Here is a 16,709-nt window from a genome sequence, read left to right as displayed (position 1 = left end):
CATTGTCTCAGCCCTACGCTGGGTGGATGGAAACGGGGACAGAGGGTGAGACGGGTGGGCCCGTGTGGGTGGGGCTGCCGGGCGGGCTGCTCACTCTGCGGCGGCTGCTGCTGGTGCTCTGGGCGACGGCGTCCGCCGTCGTGACCGCCGTCGTACTGGGGCTGACGGTCGGCCCGTGGTGGGCGGCCGTCGGGGTGATGTGGCTCGCCGTCCTGGGCTGGGGCTGGGCGCTCCTCGGCCGGAACTGGCGGTCCTGGCGGTACGCCGAGCGGGCGGATGACCTGCTGATCAGCCGCGGGGTGCTGTGGCGGGAGGAGACCGTGGTCCCGTACGGGCGGATGCAGCTGGTCGAGGTCACCTCCGGCCCGCTGGAGCGGCGCTTCGGACTGGCCTCCCTCCAGCTGCACACGGCGGCGGCGGCCACCGACGCCAAGATCCCGGGCCTGGCGCCGGCCGAGGCGGAGCGACTGCGCGACCGCCTCACCGCCCTCGGCGAGGCAAGGTCGGCGGGCCTGTGACCGCCGGTCCGGCGGGCGGCGACCCGCTGACCCCCGCAACCGCACCCGCCGCAGCCGCCGCGGCCGCCGCACCCGGCGTCGAACCCGGCGGAGGCGGACGGCGGCTGCACCCCTTCACGCCGCTGCGCCGCGCCTGGGTGCCGATCGCCGCGACCGCCGGCGTGGTCGCCCAGCAGGGCGACCAGGCCCAGAAGTGGGTCGCGGACCTGTCCGTCCTGCTCCGGCTGGTGGCGCTGGCCGCAATCGTCCTCGTGTTCGCCGGGTACGGCTTCCTGAGCTGGTGGTTCACCCACTACGCCGTGACCGATACCGAACTGCGCATCCGAACCGGACTGCTCTTCCGCCGCACCGCGCACATCCGCCTCGACCGCCTCCAGGCCGTGGACGTCACCCGCCCGCTGCTGGCCCGGCTGACCGGTGTCGCCAGCCTGCGCCTTGACGTCATCGGCACCGACGACAAGGACCAGCTGTCCTTCCTCGGCGAGCAGGAGGCCGTCGCCCTGCGCGCCGAACTCCTCGCCCGCGCGGCGGGCTTCGCCCCCGAGGAGGCCGTGCGGCTGGGCGAGGCCCCCGACACGGAGCTGCTGCGCGTGAGCCCGCGCGAGCTCGTCGTGTCCCTGCTGCTCAGCCTCGGCGTCCTGGGCGCGCTCGCGGCCGGGATCGTCGGGCCGGTGGCCGTGTGGTGGTTCAGCTCCAGCCCGTGGGCGGCCGTCGTCGCCCTCCTCCCGCTGCTCGGCGCGGTCTGGGCGGGCACCGCCGGCCGCTTCCTCGCGGAGTACGACTGGCGGGTCGCGCAGTCCCCGGACGGGCTGCGCCTGGACCACGGAATGCTGGACCGGGCCCACGAGACCGTGCCGCCGGGGCGCGTGCAGACCGTACGGATCGTGGAGCCGCTGCTGTGGCGGCGGCGCGACCTGGTCCGCGTGGAGCTGGCCGTGGCGGGCTCGAAGAACGAGGTCCTGGTCCCGGTGGCCGCGCGGGCCGCCGCGTACGCCGTGATCGCCCGGGTGCTGCCCGGGGTCGACCTGGCGGCCCTGGCCTTCTCCGGCTCACCGCCGGCCGGCTCGCGCCGGGTGGTCCCGGTGTGGTGGAAGGGCTACGCGCTGGCCGTCTCCCCGGAGGTGTTCGCGGCCCGGCACGGCCGCCTGTGCCGCCGTACGGAGATCGTCCCGCACGCCAAGGTGCAGAGCGTCCGCCTCGGCCAGGGCCCGTGGGCCCGCGCCTGCGGCCTCGCCGACGTGCACGTGGACACCGGCGCGAACGGTACGGTCACGGCCCGGCTGCGGGCGGCGGACGAAGCCGCCGCCCTGCTGGCCGACCAGGCCGTCCGCGCCCGCACCTCCCGCGCCTCGGCCCGCCCGGACCGCTGGATGACGCGGCCGGGCGCGTGAGCCGCGACTGGCCGCCCCCGCCGCGGCGGCGCTCGCGATGACGCTGGCCTTCGCGGGCCCCGCGGCCGCCGATCCCTCGTTCGTGATGCGGTCGGGCGAATGAGGTCCGCTTCGCGGCCCTGCCCGGCGAGCAGAACACCGGGCGCCCCTCCGCCTTGCGATGCATGGCGCCAGCCGACGCGGGCTTAACCGGCAAGATCCAAAAGAGACGATCTAGCCTGCGCCGCCGCCCGCGCGGACCAGGCCCGTCTCGTACGCCAGGACCACCACCTGGACGCGGTCGCGCAGCCCCAGCTTCGTCAGGATGCGGCCCACATGGGTCTTCACGGTCGCCTCCGACAGGACCAGCCGGGCCGCGATCTCCCCGTTCGACAGCCCCTGGGCCACCAGCAGCATGACCTCGCGCTCGCGGTCCGTCAGCCGCTCGATCTCCTTGTTCTGCGGCTCCTGCGTGGTCGTCGGCAGCATCGGCGCGAAGCGGTCCAGCAGCCGCCGCGTCGTGGACGGGGCGACCACCGCGTCCCCGCTGTGCACCGAGCGGATGGCCGCGAGCAGTTCGGCCGGCGGGACGTCCTTCAGCATGAAGCCGCTCGCCCCGGCCTTCAGGCCCGAGAAGGCGTACTCGTCCAGGTCGAAGGTGGTCAGGATGATGACCTTGGGGTGCTCCTCCGGCTCGCAGATCCGCCGCGTCGCCTCGACACCGTCCAGCCTCGGCATGCGGACGTCCATCAGCACCACGTCCACCTTCGTGGCCCGCAACACCTCCAGCGCCTCCAGGCCGTCGCCGGCTTCGGCGACGACCTCCATGTCCGGCTGGGCGGCGAGCACCATCCGGAAGCCGGTGCGCAGCAGCACCTGGTCGTCGACCAGCATCACTCGGATGGACATCGGTTACCTCGTCCTCGTCATCTCTTCTTCAGGGGAAGCAGTGCGCTGATGCGGAAGCCGCCGCCGGGACGCGGGCCCGCGTCCAGGGTTCCGCCGACCATACCGATCCGCTCGCGCATGCCGATCAGTCCGTGCCCGGCGCCGTCCGCACCGCCGTCCTCGTACAGTTCGTGGGCCGCGCCCCGGCCGTCGTCCTCGACCAGCAGGCCGAGCCCGTCGTCGAAGTAGACCAGCCGGACGCTGGCCTTCGCCTCGGGGCCGCCGTGCTTGCGGGTGTTGGTGAGCGCCTCCTGGACGATCCGGTACGCCGTCAGCTCGACCCCGCTGGGCAGCCGCCGCGGCGCGCCCTCGACCTCGAAGTCCACCACGAGCCCGGCCGCCCGTACCTGCTCGACCAGGACCTCGATCTGCTCGACGTCGGGCTGCGGCACGTAGTCCTCGGACTCCTGGGGCTCGCCGGTGCGCAGCACGCCCAGCAGCCGGCGCATCTCCGCGAGGGCCTGGCGGCCGGTGCCGGAGATGGTCTGCAGGGCCTCCTTGGCCTGCTCGGGCGCCACGTCCATGACGTACGCCGCGCCGTCCGCCTGGACCACCATCACCGAGACGTTGTGCGCGACGACGTCGTGCAGCTCGCGGGCGATCCGGGCGCGCTCGCCGGCCACGGCCACCTTGGCCTGGGCCTCGCGCTCCTTCTCCAGCCGCTGGTTCCGCTCGATCAGCTGGGCGTAGTAGGCCCGGCGGGTGCGCAGCGAGTCGCCCAGCACCCACGCCAGCACGAACGGAATGATCATGAAGATGGCGAAGAGGAGGTTGTCGACGTCGTTGCTGCCCTTGTCCACGCCGAAGCGGACGAAGTAGAGCGGCGCGGCCGCGAGCCCCCAGCCGAGCGCGGTGCGGGAGACCCAGCGCGGGACCTCGCTCGCGGCGACGGTGTAGAGGATCACGAACATGGCGAGGTCCCAGACCCCGGCGATGATTCCCAGGGAGAGCTGGAAGACGCCCGCCCCGAGGGTGAGCCAGAACATCGCCTGCGTCCACTTGCGGCGCAGGGCCACGGCCGTGCTCAGCGCGAGCACCACGGGGACGGCGGCGAACTTCAGGGGCCGGCTGATGTCGGGCTCGCCCACGACGTTCAGCATCGAGACCCCGAAGAGGAGGACAGCCCAGAAGCTGTCGACGCCCGTCGGGTGTCTGCGGAGGAAGTCGTAGAGGCGCTGCACGTCACCCAGCGTAGGGAACGGCGATAGGTGCTGGAGTCAACCAGAGGTTCGAACCTGGCCTCGGGGGCGTACTCCCGAAGGTGGAGTTGAGCTTAGCCTTTGTGGGGTGAGCACGCAGGGTGGACATCCGACTCCGGTCCGGTGGCGCGACGCGATGGACGCCGCCCTCTACGGGCCCGGCGGCTTCTACGTGCGCCCGGGCGGGCCCGGGCCGGCCGGGCACTTCCGCACCTCGGTGCACGCCTCCGCGCTGTACGCGGGAGCCGTGGCCCGGCTGCTGCGGTGGGTGGACGCGGAGCTCGGGCACCCGCGGGGGCTGGACCTGGTCGACGTGGGGGCCGGGCGGGGCGAGCTGCTGGCCGGGGTGCTGGCCGCGCTGGAGCCGGAGACGGCCGCGCGGGTGCGTCCGTACGCCGTGGAGCGCGCGGAGCGGCCCGAGGGGCTCGACCCGCGGATCCGCTGGGTCGGGGCGCCGCCCGAAGGGACGACGGGCCTGCTGTTCGCCAACGAGTGGCTCGACAACGTGCCGCTGGAGATCGCGGAGGACGGGCGCTACGTCCTGGTCGCCCCGGACGGTACGGAGAGCCCGGGCGGCCCGCTGGACCGCGCGGACCGGACCTGGCTGGAGCGGTGGTGGCCCGGCGGTACGCAGACCGGCCGGGCCGAGATCGGTCGGGCCCGCGACGAGGCCTGGGCGGGGGCCGTGGCGAGCCTGGAGCGGGGGCTGGCGGTGGCGGTGGACTACGGCCACACGCGGGACGCGCGGCCCCCGTACGGCACGCTGACGGGCTTCCGTGCGGGCCGGGAGGTCCCGCCCGTCCCGGACGGCGCCCGCGACGTCACCGCGCACGTGGCGCTCGACTCCTGCGCGGGGCCGGGCGCGGTCCTGCTGACGCAGCGCGAGGCGCTGGCGGGGCTCGGTGTCTCGGGCTCCCGGCCCGCTCTGGCGCTCGCCTCGGCGGATCCGGTGGCGTACGTGCGGGGGCTGGCCGCCGCGGGTGAGGCGGCCGAGCTGACCGCCCGCGGCGGCCTCGGCGACTTCCTGTGGCTGTGCCAGCCCGTCGGGATCCGGGCGGCCTGGCCCGGGGCCGCCGCCGGCTGACGCGGGCCGGGTGCGGGTCCCGGCCGGCGCGGGGTCCGGGGCTCCGCCCCGGGTCCCCGCGCCTCGAACTCCGGCGAGGCCGGACTCCTTACTGGTTGACCTCGTCGTGGCCCTCGTGGAGGCCGCCGCCGCTGCCCGAGCCGTTCGTCGGCGTCGAGGTGACCGGCTTCGACAGCGGGGCCAGGTCATGCGCGTAGTGGCCGACCGCGTCCGCGATGACGTCGACGTTGATGTCGAGCGCCTTCTGGTCGATGTTGGTGATGTCGTCACCCTTGCCGTGGTAGTTCACGTCGTAGGCGACGCCCGCCTGCCCGCCGAACTTCGCGGCCTGCGCCGGGGTCTTGATGCCCTCGGCGCCGGTGAAGGTGCCGCCGGAGGGGATGCCGACCTCGATGAACGGGCCGTAGTCCGAGCGGCCGGAGAAGTCCGTGCCCTCGTGCGGGATCTTCTTGGAGTCGAGGAAGTCGGTGATCCCCTTCTCCAGCTGGGCGGAGCCGGCCGGCCCGGGGCCCGCGCCGGTGGCGTCCGAGTCGTCGCCGTCGTAGACGAAGTACGCGGAGTTCGGCGAGGCGATCATGTCGAAGTTCAGGTAGAGCTTGATCTGCTTCTTCTGGGCGTCCGTCAGCCCGGCGACGTACGCCTCCGAGCCGAGCAGGCCGAACTCCTCCGCCGACCACCAGGCGAACTTGACCTTGTTCTTGACCTTCTTCTGCTCGCTCGCGAGCCGCTGGGCGACCTGGAGGATGCCCGCCGAGCCGGAGCCGTTGTCGTTGATGCCGGGGCCGGCCGCGACCGAGTCGAGGTGCGCGCCGAGGAAGACGGTGTTGTTCTCGTCGCCGCCCTTGGTCTCGGCGATGACGTTGAACGTCTTGCGGTTCTCGCGCAGCTGCCGGATGTCGAGGGTGGCCTCCACGGGGCCGGCCGCGGCCTCGGCGGCGAGCTTCTCGCCGTCCTCCTGGGTGATGCCGCCCGTCGGGACCTTGCCCGCGGCCGGGTCGCCGAGGGTTCCGTTGAGGGCGCCCGCGGTGTTGTTGTAGATGATCGCGCCGACCGCGCCGGCCGCGGCCGCGTTCTGCTGCTTCACCGCGAAGGTGCAGCCGCCGCGCTTGATCAGGGCGATCTTGCCGGTGAAGGTGCCGGAGGCGAAGTCGTCCGGCTGGCAGCCGTTCGAGCCGTCCGCGTCGACCGGGGCGACGGCGACCTGGGCGGTCACGCCGCCCTCCGGGCTGTTCGCCGTGTACGACATCAGGTGGATCGGTACGTCGCGCTGGTTCGCGCCGCCCACCGTCAGCTTCTCCTCGATCGTCTCGACGTAGACGAAGTCGAACTCGTTGCGCGTGACCGTGTATCCGGCCGCCTTCAGCACGGCCTCGACGTACTTGGCCGACTGCTCGTGGCCCTTGGAACCCGCCACGCGGGTGCCGTTGTTGTAGTCGGCCAGGGACTGCAGGACCTTGAGGTGGTTGTAGGCACCCTTGCCGGTCGCGTCCTTGACCAGCTTCCTGGCGAGCGCGTCACCGCGGGCGGCGTCGCTCTGCGGGCTCCCGGTGGCTCCGGCCGGTCCGGCGAGGAGCAGCGGTGAGACGAGGGCCGCTGCGGCCAGGGCGGCGGTTGCTGCGGCTATACGGCGTGAGGGCATGAAGGTCCTTCCACGGCAAAGACGAGCAGGGCGGGCGGATCTGGGCACAGCAGGCACAGCAAGGCACAGCAGGGCGCTGCGTGGTGGGGCGTGGTGCAGCCGGAACGCAGAATCGGTGTGCGTCAGGTGGGGAAACAGTGAGCGCACGTTAGACAGGAAGTGGCCACCAAGGCCAGAGCTTTCGCTGTTTTCGGTTTATGAATTCCGTATATCGGTGACTCTGCGCCGATCAAATCCGGCCAACCGCCCGCCGGTTCCGGCTAGCGCAGGACGCCCTCGATGAAGTCGGAGCCGATGCGGGCGACCGCACCGAGGTCCAACTGGTGCTGGGCGTAGCGGCCTTGCCTTCGCGTGTGCATCAGGCCGGCCTTCTTCAGGACGGCCAGGTGCCGTGACACCTCCGGCGCGGTGATCCCGTAGACGGTCGCCAGTTCGCTCGTCGTGTACGGGGCCCGCGCCAGGCTCCGGCACAGCAGCATCCGCATGGGATGGGCCAGGGCCTCCATCCGCCGCTGGAGCAGCTCCACCGAGCCCGGCGCGGAGACCGGCTCGGGAGTGCCGAGCGGATAGTGGACCACCGGCCGCCAGCGCGGAGCGTGCACCACGAGCAGGTGCGGCCAGCCGAAGTTGGTCGGCACGAAGACGAGGCCGCTGCCTATTCGGGGGTCGGTCGCGGTCGCCGCCCCGTGGACCATCTTGTCGACGGTGATGGTGGTGAGGCCCTCGTCGACGCTGAGGGCCGTCGAGACCTCCCTCAGCGCGGCCGGCAGCCCCTTGCGGCGCAGCAGTTCCGCCTTGTGCCGGGTGTCGGCGCTCTGCCCCGGCTCCACGCGCTTCCAGGTCTCCGCGAAGAAGGCCTCGTCGCAGTCCTCCAGGAGCCGGCGCATCCACACCCGTACGCCGGCGGTGTCGTCCAGCAGGCGTACGGAGAACTCCAGCTGGTGGGGGCCGCGGGCGGCGGCCACCTCCAGCGCCTTGGCCCGGGCCGCCGGGTTCGTGAGCGGGGAAGGGCCGCCGCCCTCGTTGTAGAGCCTCAGCCAGCAGTGCTCCAGGGCGGCCATCACGAACTGCTCGTCGTCCAGCCGGTCGAGTACGTCGAGCTCCTCGGCCAGGGTCCCGGCGGGCACCCCGGTCCCGCCGGCGATCCCGGCGAAGGCCATGAAGAGGTCGGAGAAGGAGCTCCGCCACATGAACTCGCCCTCCAGCAGCCGGTCCGCGAGGCACGGATCGAGCGAGGCGGTGGTGGCCGTGGTCCAGGAGGTGAGCGCCGGGTGATGGGCGGGCTGGGAGAGCGCGTGCAGCGCCATGCAGAGCTCCGCGAGGGGGGAGGGCGCGAAGGTGATCCGCTCTGCGGGGAGTCCGGCGATGTCGATGGTGACGCTCATCTGGCCATTCTGTCGTCCCGCTCACCGAGGGTGGTGCCGGGTGGACCGTGCGGCGCCGCCGTACGAGTGGCCGCGGGCGGTCCGGCGCGGCGGCCGGACGAGTGATCGTTTGCCCGTGGCGCGGCCGCGGGGAGCCGTCGATTGACGGGGAACGTCAACTGTCGTGCGCGGTGCCGCCGACGGGGTGAGGGTAGAGCCATGAGCGCGATCGAGCAGTACCTCATAGACACCTGGCGGGCCTCCCAGCACGCGGAGCCGATGCCCCCGCCCCCCGGCCGCGACGACGTCGCCGTCCTGCGCGAGATCCGGTCGTACGAGCAGGTCAAGGCCGTGGTGGACGGCCGTCCGGCCGACCACCCGTGGCGCGCGGCCGTACGCCGGATGCTGAGCAGGCCGCGCGCTTGCTGAACCGCCACCGGCTGGTGGACCCGGCCGGCGGGTCGTGCCGGGGCCGGGCGCCGGGTGGCTGCGCCGCCCGGGCGGGGTCGGCTGGGGCCGGTTGGGGCGGGGTCGGGCGCGCGCCGGGGCGTCTCCTCGGACGCCGAACGTGGCGGGGGGTCGTTGAGCCGAGCCCCGTTGCGTTCGGCGCCCTGCGGGGATCACCCCGACACACACCCGACCCCGCCCCAACCGGCCCGGCTGCCTCCGAATCGGCTCAGTCGAAGTTCGGCGCGTTGCGTTCGTAGACCAGTCGCAGTCCGATCAGGGTCAGCCACGGTTCGTGGTCGTCGATCACCGAGGACTCGCCCAGAACCATCGGCGCGAGCCCGCCCGTCGCGATGACGCGGACGTCGTCCGGGTCGCCGTTCGGCCCGGCCAGCTCCTTCGCCATGCGGGCCACGACCCCGTCGACCTGGCCCGCGAAGCCGTAGACCACACCCGACTGCATCGCCTCGACCGTGGACTTGCCGATCACGTTCCGCGGGCGGGCCAGCTCGATCTTGCGGAGCTGGGCGCCGCGGACGCCGAGCGCCTCCATGGAGATCTCGATGCCGGGGGAGATGACCCCGCCCACGTACTCGCCCTTCGCGGACACCGCGTCGAAGGTGGTCGCCGTACCGAAGTCGACCACGATCGCCGGGCCCCCGTAGAGCTCGACCGCCGCGACCGCGTTGATGATGCGGTCCGCGCCGACCTCCTTCGGGTTGTCCATCAGGATCGGCACGCCCGTCTTGATGCCCGGCTCCACCAGCACCGCGGGCACGTCGCCGTAGTAGCGCCGGGTGACCTCGCGCAGCTCGTGCAGGACCGACGGCACCGTCGAGCAGATCGCGATGCCGTGGATGCCGTCGCCCAGCTCGCTGCCGAGCATCGGGTGCATGCCCATCAGGCCCTGCATGAGCACGGCCATCTCGTCGGCCGTGCGCCGCGGGTCGGTCGAGATGCGCCAGTGCTCGACGATCTCGTCACCGTCGAACAGGCCCAGGACCGTGTGGGTGTTGCCTACGTCGATGGTGAGGAGCACGGGTTACACCGCCTCGCGCAGATCGAGGCCGATGTCCAGGATCGGCGAGGAGTGGGTCAGCCCCCCGACGGCCAGGTAGTCCACGCCGGTCTCCGCGTACGCCCGGGCGGTGTCGAGGGAGAGGCGGCCCGAGGACTCCAGCACCGCGCGCCCGGCCACCAGGGCCACGGCCTCGGCGGTCTGCTCGACCGTGAAGTTGTCCAGCAGGATCAGGTCGGCGCCGGCCTCCAGGACCTCGCCGATCTGCTCCAGGGTGTCGACCTCGACCTCGATCGGCAGCTCCGGGAAGGCCTCCCGCACGGCCTTGAAGGCCTGCGCGACCCCGCCCGCCGCCACCACGTGGTTGTCCTTGACCAGTGCGGCGTCCGACAGCGACATCCGGTGGTTGACGCCGCCGCCGCAGCGCACCGCGTACTTCTCGAGCGCGCGCAGGCCCGGCGTGGTCTTGCGGGTGTCGCGGACCTTCGCACCGGTGCCCTCCAGCACGTCCGCCCAGCGGCGGGTGGCCGTCGCGATGCCGGACAGCCGGCACAGGATGTTCAGCGCGCTGCGCTCCGCCGTGAGCAGGTCGCGGGTGCGCGAGCGCACCGAGAGCAGCAGCTGCCCGGCCTCGACCCTGTCGCCGTCCTCCGCGTGCCGCTCCACCTCGAAGGCCTCGGTGCACACCACGGAGAACGCGGCCTCGGCGATCCGCAGGCCGGCCACGACGCCGTTCTCGCGGGCGACGAAGTCGGCGATGGCCTCGGCCTCCTCCGGCACCGTGGCGACGGTGGTGACGTCCACGCCGCCGTCCAGGTCCTCGGAGAGCGCCATGTGCGCGATGTCCTCGACCTCGATGGGGTCCAGGCCCGCGTCGGCCAGCAGCTGGGCGAGCGCCGGGTCCAGGCCGCTCTCCTCGCCGTCACCGCAGGCGCAGTCGTCGCCGCAGCCGCCGTCGTTCTGGTCGATCAGGGGAAGTTCGGGGGTGCTCACGGTCACTGCTCCAGGCTCGGGGTGCTCAGGGGGTGCACGGACGGGAAGTCCGCGGAGTCGGTGGGTACGACGACCAGGGCCCGCTTCTCGGTCGCCGAGAGCCGGACGACGAGGTGACGCCGCCAGTCGGCATCGTCCCGGTCCGGGTGGTCCTCGCGCCAGTGGCAGCCGCGGGTCTCCTCACGCCGCTGCGCGGCGGCGACCAGGACCCGTGCCACGCACAGCAGGTTCGTGGCCTCCCAGGTGTCCACCCCCGGTTCGGCGGTCTTGCCGTGCGTCTCGAGGTCGTTCAGGGCGGTCGCGTACAGCGCTTCGAGGGCCTCGGCCGCCTCGGCCAGCGAGGCGGCGGAGCGGAGCACGCCCGCGCCCTCCGTCATGATCCGCTGGACCTCGTGCCGGGCCGTGGCGGGCTGCAGCGGGCCGGTGGCCGGGACCGGGACGACCGGGCCGTTGCCGCCGAAGCGCTGAGCGGCGATGTCGTCGGCGATCCGCTCGGCGAAGACCAGGCCCTCCAGCAGCGAGTTGGAGGCGAGTCGGTTCGCGCCGTGCACACCGGTGCAGGCGACCTCACCGCAGGCGTACAGGCCGCGTACGGTGGTCCGCCCGTGCAGGTCGGTCCGTACGCCGCCGGAGGCGTAGTGCGCGGCGGGCGCGACCGGGATGGGCTCGGTCACCGGGTCGATGCCGTGCGAGCGGCAGGCGGCGAGGATCGTCGGGAAGCGCTGCTCCCACATCTCGGCGCCGAAGTGCCGGGCGTCCAGGTACATGTGCTGCGCGCCCTGCTCCTGCATGCGGCGCATGATGCCCTTGGCGACGATGTCGCGCGGGGCCAGTTCGGCGAGCTCGTGCTGGCCGACCATGAAGCGGACGCCGTCCGCGTCGACGAGGTGCGCGCCCTCCCCGCGGACCGCCTCCGACACCAGCGGCTGCTGCCCCTCCGCGTCCGGGCCGAGGAAGAGCACCGTCGGGTGGAACTGCACGAACTCCAGGTCGGAGACCTCGGCGCCGGCGCGCAGCGCGAGCGCCACGCCGTCACCGGTGGACACCGACGGGTTGGTGGTGGCCGAGAAGACCTGGCCCATGCCGCCGGTCGCGAGGATCACGGCGGGCGCGTGGACGGCGCCGACGCCGTCGTGCTGGCCCTCGCCCATCACGTGCAGGGTGACTCCGGCCGTGCGGCCCTGCGCGTCGTGCAGCAGGTCCAGTACGAGGGCGTTCTCGACGGTCTCGATGCCCGCGGCCTGGACCGCTTCGACGAGGGCCCGGGAGATCTCGGCGCCGGTGGCGTCGCCGCCCGCGTGCGCGATGCGCCGCCGGTGGTGGCCGCCCTCCCGGGTCAGTTCTATCTCGCCGGTCTCCGCGGAGGTGTCGAAGACCGCTCCGGTGGCCATCAACCGCCGTACCGCGTCGGGACCTTCGGTGACGAGCAGCCGTACGGCCGCCTCGTCGCACAGGCCCGCGCCCGCGACCAGGGTGTCGTCGAGGTGCTGCTCGGGGGTGTCGCCGTCGCCGAGGGCCGCGGCGATGCCGCCCTGGGCCCAGCGGGTGGAGCCGTCGTCGAGCCGGGCCTTGGTGACCACGACGGTCCGGCGGCCCGCGGCGGCGCAGCGCAGGGCGGCGGTCAGGCCCGCCACGCCGGAGCCGACGACCACGACATCGGCGTCGAGGGACCAGCCGGGGGCGGGCGCGTGCAGGCGTATGCCGGTGCCCGCGGCCGTGTCTCCGCCGTCGCTGCCTGCGGGGCCTCTGCCTGGGGTGCTCACGAGTGTGCTCCGAATTCCAATGGGATGTTGTCGATCAGCCGGGTCGCGCCCACCTTCGCGGCGACGGCCAGCACGGCCTGCCCGGTGAAGTCGGGACCGGCCTCGGTGAAGTCCTGCGGGTCCACCAGCGCCAGGTAGTCCAGGTCGAGCGGCGGCTCGTGGCGGCCCGCCTCCTCCAGGACGTGCAGCGCGGCGGCCCGTACGGCGTCCGGCAGCCCCCCGCCCGCGGCCGAGACGGCGTGGGCGTCGGCCGAGGCGCGGATCTCGCCCAGCCGGGCCAGGGCGGTGGCCCGCTCGTCGCTGGCCGGGGAGGCCTCCGCGCGGGCGCGCAGCGCCGCCTGCGCGGCGAGCCGGTCCTGCCCGGCGAACAGGGCGCGGGACAGGGCCAGCGCGGTGTGCCGCTCGGCGGGGGAGAGGTAGCGGTTGCGGGACGACAGGGCGAGCCCGTCCTCCTCGCGGACGGTCGGTACGCCGACCACCTCGACGGGGAAGTTCAGGTCGGTCACCATCCGCCGGATCAGCGCCAGTTGCTGGGCGTCCTTCTGGCCGAAGAGGGCCAGGTCGGGGCCGGTGAGGTGGAGCAGTTTGGCGACGACGGTCAGCATCCCGTCGAAGTGGCCGGGGCGGGTGGCCCCTTCGAGGCGCTCGCCCATCGGCCCGGCAGTGATCCGCACCTGCGGGTCGCCGCCCGGGTAGACCTCGTCGACGGACGGGGCGAACACCGCGTCGGCGCCCGCTCCACCGGCGATCAGCACATCGGCGTCGAGGGTGCGCGGATAGCGGTCGAGGTCCTCGTTCGCCCCGAACTGCAGCGGGTTGACGAAGACGGTGACGACGACCTGGCCGCCCGGCCCCGCCTGTTCGCGGGCGGTGCGGATCAGGGTGGCGTGGCCCTCGTGCAGGGCGCCCATCGTCATCACCACGGCCCGGCGCCCGGATCGCGCGAGGCCGTGCAGCTCCTCGGCGGTGTGCAGCAGCTGGGTCACTGGTGGCCCCCGTCGGTGTCCGTGTCGGCGAGCACGCCGAGCAGGTCCTCGGCGAGTTCGGGCTTGAGCAGACCGTGCGCGAGGGCCCGGTCGGCGGTGGTGCGGGCCATCGCCAGGTACCCGGCGACCGCGGCCGGCGCGTGCCGGCGCAGCTCCGAGACGTGCGCGGCGACCGTACCGGCGTCACCGCGGGCCACCGGGCCGGTCAGGGCGCCGTCGCCGGAGCGCAGGGCGTTGTCGAGGGCCGCGCCGAGCAGCGGGCCGAGCATCCGGTCGGGGTGCTCGACCCCGGCCTTGCCCAGCAGCTCCATCGACTGGGCGACCAGCGTGACCAGGTGGTTCGCGCCGAGGGCGAGGGCCGCGTGGTAGAGCGGACGGTTCTCCTCCGCGATCCATTCGGGCTCCCCGCCCATCTCGATGACCAGGGCCTCGGCGGCCAGGCGCAGCTCCTCGGGGGCGGTGACGCCGAAGGAGCAGCCGGCCAGGCGCTGCACGTCGACCTCGGTGCCGGTGAAGGTCATCGCGGGGTGCAGGGCCAGCGGCAGGGCGCCCGCGCGGCGCGCCGGGTCGAGCACGGCGGTCCCGTACCGGCCCGAGGTGTGCACGAGGAGCTGGCCGGCCCGGATCGCGCCGGTCTCGGACAGGCCCTCCACCAGGGAGGGCAGCGCGTCGTCGGGAACGGTGAGGAGCACCAGCTCGGCCCGCTCCAGCACCTGCGCGGGCGGCACGAGCGGCACGTCGGGCAGCATCCGCGCGGCCCGGCGCACGGACGCGTCGGACACTCCGGAGACGGCGACGGGCCGGTGCCCGGCCTGCTGGAGCGCGCGGGCCAGCGCCGGACCGACCCGGCCGGCTCCGACGACGCCGACGGCGAGCCGGGCAGGGCGTGGCTGCTGTGATGGATTCACGCGGGGAGGGCCTTCCGTTCCAGTCCGCGGGGGGTACCGGACGATACGCCGCCATGCTAGCTCCTGGGGCAATTGGCCGGACGGCGACGACGTGGGTGAGGATCGGGCTCCATGAGCGACGACAGTGACGACACGGAACGTACGAAGCGGCAGGTGGCGGCCTGGCGCGGAGCGGAGCGCAAGCTGTCGCGCAGCCTGCTCGAACCCACGGTGGGGGAGCTGCTCGCCGGGCTCGCCGAAGCCCCGTACGGCATGGACGGACCGGCCGACGTGTACGGCGACGGGATCGTCGAGATGCTGGAACGCCGGGTCGCGGAGCTGCTGGGCATGCAGGACGCGGCGTTCTTCCCCAGCGGGACGATGGCCCAGCAGATCGCGCTGCGCTGCTGGGCGGGGCGCACCGGGAACCCGGTGGTGGCACTGCACCCGATGAGCCATCCGGAGCGGTGGGAGGACGACGCGCTGTCGAGCGTGTCAGGGCTGCGGGTGGTGCACCCGACGACGGAGGCCCGCCAGCCGACGCCCGCGGAGGTCGGGGCGGTCGGGGAGCCCTTCGGCACGCTGATGCTGGAGCTGCCGCTGCGGGAGGCCGGTTTCCTCCTGCCTTCCTGGGAGGAGCTGGAGGCGCTGGTCGAGGCGGCCCGCGAGCGGGAGGCGGTGGTCCACTTCGACGGGGCCCGCCTGTGGGAGTCAACCGTCCACTTCGGGCGCCCGCTGCCCGAGATCGCCGGGCTCGCGGACTCGGTGTACGTCTCCTTCTACAAGTCGCTGGGCGGCCTCAGCGGGGCCGCCCTGGCCGGGCCGCGCGACTTCGTGGAGGAGGCCCGCGTCTGGCGCCACCGGTACGGCGGACGGATCTTCCGGCAGTTCCCGCAGGCCCTGTCCGCGCTGGCCGGACTGGAACGGGAGCTTCCGCGGCTGCCGTCGTACGTGGCCCAGGCGCGGATGGTGGCCGGGGCGCTGCGCTCGGCGTTCGAGGAGTCGCGGGTCCCGTGGGCCCGGATCCACCCGGAGGACCCCCACACGCACCAGTTCCAGGTGTGGCTGCCGTACGACGCGGACCGCCTGACGGAGGCGGCCCTGCGGCTCGCGGAGGAGACGGGCACGGTCCTCTTCCGCCGGTGGTCCGCCGACGGGCCGCCGGGTCTCGCGGTGACGGAACTGGACATCACCGAGCCGGGGCTCTCCTGGACGGAGTCCGACGTGAAGCGGGCCGCCGCCGACTTCGTGGCGCGGCTCTAGGTCTTTCGGCCGGGGGCGGCGGCCTTGTGCGCGGCTTCGCCACGAATCACCGAATTCGGCGAAACTCATCGGTCGGGGCCGGTGTCGGAGTTACCGTCCCCTCGACGGCAATAACCGGCCACCGTTGCCCGGAGGAGACACCATGACCGCTCAGCCCACGTGGCGGAAGTCCTCGTTCTGCAGTGAGGGCGACGCCTGCGTGTACGTCGCCACGGCCCCCGGAGCCCTCGTCAAGGTCGCCGACCGCGTCGACCCCGCGCACCTCGTGCTCGCCACGACGCAGGCCGCCTGGGCCGATTTCATCCGGGCCGTCAAGGAAACCGCCGCGCCGTAATGGCTCACCCTCAGGGGATTTTGTCCGATTAGCGCGTATCTTCGGCCTATGCCCACGCCTTACGGATCCCGCGGCGGCATGGCGTTCAGCGCTGCTGAGCTGCACCTGCTCAGGCGTCTCCTCGCCCACGCCCTTCAGCCCTCCCCGGCCCCCCTGGCGGCCGCGGAGGTCCAGGACTGCCTGCACCTCGCGCAGTCGGTGGACGACGCGGTCCAGGAGGCGGGCCGGCTCAGAGCGTTCCTCCTCGACGACCTCGCCCGCTACCGGGGCGCCCTGCCCGGCAGCCTCTCCGGCTACCTGGAGCTGCTGCAGGACGCCCTGGCCGCCGGCTACGAACCGGCCCCCGACGACCTCGCCGCCCTGCGCGCGCTCCGCGCCAATCCGCTCGCCGCGGCGCTGCTGGAGCGGGCCCGGGCCGTCGCGCAGCGCTCCGTGCGCCGGCGGCTTTCGACGGCCCCCGCGCCCCGGACCCGGCTGCTGGCGCTGGCCGGCGGGCGGGAGGAGCAGCCGAAGCCGGCTCCGCAGCCCAAGGAGCCGCCGCGTCCCGAGCGGCCGGTTCCCACCCCCGGCGAGGTGTTCCCGCCGCGCCGCAAGCCGGCCCCGCCCCCGGCGGCCGGGCGGGCCGTCGGGTAGCTACGCTGGGGGGCATGGACTACGTCTCCGCGCTCGTGCCCCCCGTCGTGATGGCCGCGTTCTTCATCGCTCTCGTGGTGACGATCGTGAAGAGCCAGGGCGGCGCCAACAAGGCCAAGGAAGACGCCGCGGTCGACGCGGTGATCGCCCGCGCCGAGGCAGCGCGCCAGCAGCAGTAGCCCTCGGGGCGACGGGAGTGCGGCCGCGTCGGCCGCACTCCCGATTTTGTCGCGCGTTGCCGAGTGAATAGTCGGGCAATTCCG

At 73.6% G+C, this 16,709-nt stretch carries 17 protein-coding genes; 8 read left to right on the top strand and 9 right to left on the bottom strand.

Annotated elements, in window-relative coordinates:
- Positions 1-26: 26 nt before the first annotated feature.
- Together ACZ6JT_RS17720 and ACZ6JT_RS17715 are read left to right on the top strand one after the other, a co-directional pair.
- The gene (locus tag ACZ6JT_RS17720) at positions 27-518 is read left to right on the top strand and encodes a PH domain-containing protein (RefSeq protein WP_469210797.1); all 492 of its coding nucleotides are present in this window, start codon (positions 27-29) and stop codon (positions 516-518) included.
- Positions 515-1,909, top strand: coding sequence for a PH domain-containing protein (locus tag ACZ6JT_RS17715; RefSeq protein ID WP_469210796.1), 1,395 nt, complete (start codon positions 515-517; stop codon positions 1,907-1,909). Before ACZ6JT_RS17720 ends, ACZ6JT_RS17715 begins: the two co-directional genes overlap by 4 nt.
- A 213-nt stretch (positions 1,910-2,122) precedes the next feature.
- Here ACZ6JT_RS17715 and ACZ6JT_RS17710 read toward each other — a convergent pair whose 3' ends face one another.
- Complete coding sequence (locus tag ACZ6JT_RS17710; protein ID WP_365471784.1) at positions 2,123-2,797, bottom strand: response regulator transcription factor; 675 nt, start codon at positions 2,795-2,797, stop codon at positions 2,123-2,125.
- Positions 2,798-2,814: 17 nt separating this feature from the next.
- Positions 2,815-4,017 (bottom strand): sensor histidine kinase, encoded by a 1,203-nt coding sequence (locus ACZ6JT_RS17705; protein WP_376618180.1) that lies wholly within the window; start codon positions 4,015-4,017, stop codon positions 2,815-2,817.
- A 154-nt stretch (positions 4,018-4,171) separates the two neighbouring features.
- Here ACZ6JT_RS17705 and ACZ6JT_RS17700 point away from each other — a divergent pair, with 154 nt between their 5' ends.
- Positions 4,172-5,119, top strand: coding sequence for an SAM-dependent methyltransferase (locus ACZ6JT_RS17700; RefSeq protein ID WP_469211548.1), 948 nt, complete (start codon positions 4,172-4,174; stop codon positions 5,117-5,119).
- A gap of 88 nt (positions 5,120-5,207) precedes the next feature.
- On the opposite strand, the gene ACZ6JT_RS17695 is transcribed toward ACZ6JT_RS17700, so the two are convergent.
- Entirely contained in the window at positions 5,208-6,758 is a 1,551-nt protein-coding gene (locus ACZ6JT_RS17695; RefSeq protein ID WP_469210793.1) for a M28 family metallopeptidase, read from the bottom strand.
- A 260-nt stretch (positions 6,759-7,018) separates the two neighbouring features.
- On the bottom strand, positions 7,019-8,143 hold the full coding sequence (locus tag ACZ6JT_RS17690) for a DUF5937 family protein (RefSeq protein WP_469210792.1): 1,125 nt from the start codon (positions 8,141-8,143) through the stop codon (positions 7,019-7,021).
- Between the two features lie 198 nt (positions 8,144-8,341).
- Between ACZ6JT_RS17690 and ACZ6JT_RS17685 the strand changes: the two genes are divergently transcribed.
- Complete coding sequence (locus tag ACZ6JT_RS17685; RefSeq protein WP_030720471.1) at positions 8,342-8,551, top strand: hypothetical protein; 210 nt, start codon at positions 8,342-8,344, stop codon at positions 8,549-8,551.
- 247 nt (positions 8,552-8,798) lie between these two features.
- Here ACZ6JT_RS17685 and ACZ6JT_RS17680 read toward each other — a convergent pair whose 3' ends face one another.
- Genes ACZ6JT_RS17680 through ACZ6JT_RS17660 form a run of 5 tightly spaced genes read right to left on the bottom strand, consistent with a single transcriptional unit; the run spans position 8,799 to position 14,237 of the window.
- The gene (locus tag ACZ6JT_RS17680) at positions 8,799-9,608 is read right to left on the bottom strand and encodes a type III pantothenate kinase (RefSeq protein ID WP_319732869.1); all 810 of its coding nucleotides are present in this window, start codon (positions 9,606-9,608) and stop codon (positions 8,799-8,801) included.
- A 3-nt stretch (positions 9,609-9,611) separates the two neighbouring features.
- Positions 9,612-10,580 carry a carboxylating nicotinate-nucleotide diphosphorylase gene (gene nadC, locus ACZ6JT_RS17675; protein ID WP_469211546.1) on the bottom strand — a complete coding sequence of 323 codons (969 nt, stop codon included), beginning with the start codon at positions 10,578-10,580 and terminating at the stop codon, positions 9,612-9,614.
- A gap of 2 nt (positions 10,581-10,582) precedes the next feature.
- Positions 10,583-12,343: an L-aspartate oxidase gene (locus ACZ6JT_RS17670; protein ID WP_469210789.1), complete on the bottom strand. Its 1,761-nt coding sequence runs from the start codon at positions 12,341-12,343 to the stop codon at positions 10,583-10,585.
- On the bottom strand, positions 12,340-13,329 hold the full coding sequence (gene panC, locus ACZ6JT_RS17665) for a pantoate--beta-alanine ligase (RefSeq protein WP_469210788.1): 990 nt from the start codon (positions 13,327-13,329) through the stop codon (positions 12,340-12,342). The genes ACZ6JT_RS17670 and panC overlap by 4 nt, the downstream gene beginning before the upstream one ends.
- A complete protein-coding gene (locus ACZ6JT_RS17660; protein ID WP_469210786.1) occupies positions 13,326-14,237 on the bottom strand; it encodes a Rossmann-like and DUF2520 domain-containing protein in 912 nt (303 codons plus the stop codon). Before ACZ6JT_RS17660 ends, panC begins: the two co-directional genes overlap by 4 nt.
- A gap of 111 nt (positions 14,238-14,348) precedes the next feature.
- On the opposite strand from ACZ6JT_RS17660, the gene ACZ6JT_RS17655 reads away from it, so the two are divergent.
- The 4 genes from ACZ6JT_RS17655 to ACZ6JT_RS17640 all read left to right on the top strand — a co-directional run bounded on the left by ACZ6JT_RS17655 (position 14,349) and on the right by ACZ6JT_RS17640 (position 16,625).
- Positions 14,349-15,479: a threonine aldolase family protein gene (locus ACZ6JT_RS17655; protein WP_469210785.1), complete on the top strand. Its 1,131-nt coding sequence runs from the start codon at positions 14,349-14,351 to the stop codon at positions 15,477-15,479.
- A gap of 142 nt (positions 15,480-15,621) precedes the next feature.
- On the top strand, positions 15,622-15,813 hold the full coding sequence (locus ACZ6JT_RS17650) for a DUF397 domain-containing protein (RefSeq protein WP_030720495.1): 192 nt from the start codon (positions 15,622-15,624) through the stop codon (positions 15,811-15,813).
- 48 nt (positions 15,814-15,861) lie between these two features.
- Positions 15,862-16,446: a hypothetical protein gene (locus ACZ6JT_RS17645; protein ID WP_469210782.1), complete on the top strand. Its 585-nt coding sequence runs from the start codon at positions 15,862-15,864 to the stop codon at positions 16,444-16,446.
- A gap of 14 nt (positions 16,447-16,460) precedes the next feature.
- Entirely contained in the window at positions 16,461-16,625 is a 165-nt protein-coding gene (locus ACZ6JT_RS17640; protein ID WP_351302752.1) for a hypothetical protein, read from the top strand.
- The last annotated feature ends 84 nt before the right edge of the window (positions 16,626-16,709 follow it).

The sequence above is a fragment of the Streptomyces sp. NPDC046308 genome, from assembly GCF_055588065.1.
This window is presented reverse-complemented; position numbering and strand designations above follow the sequence as displayed.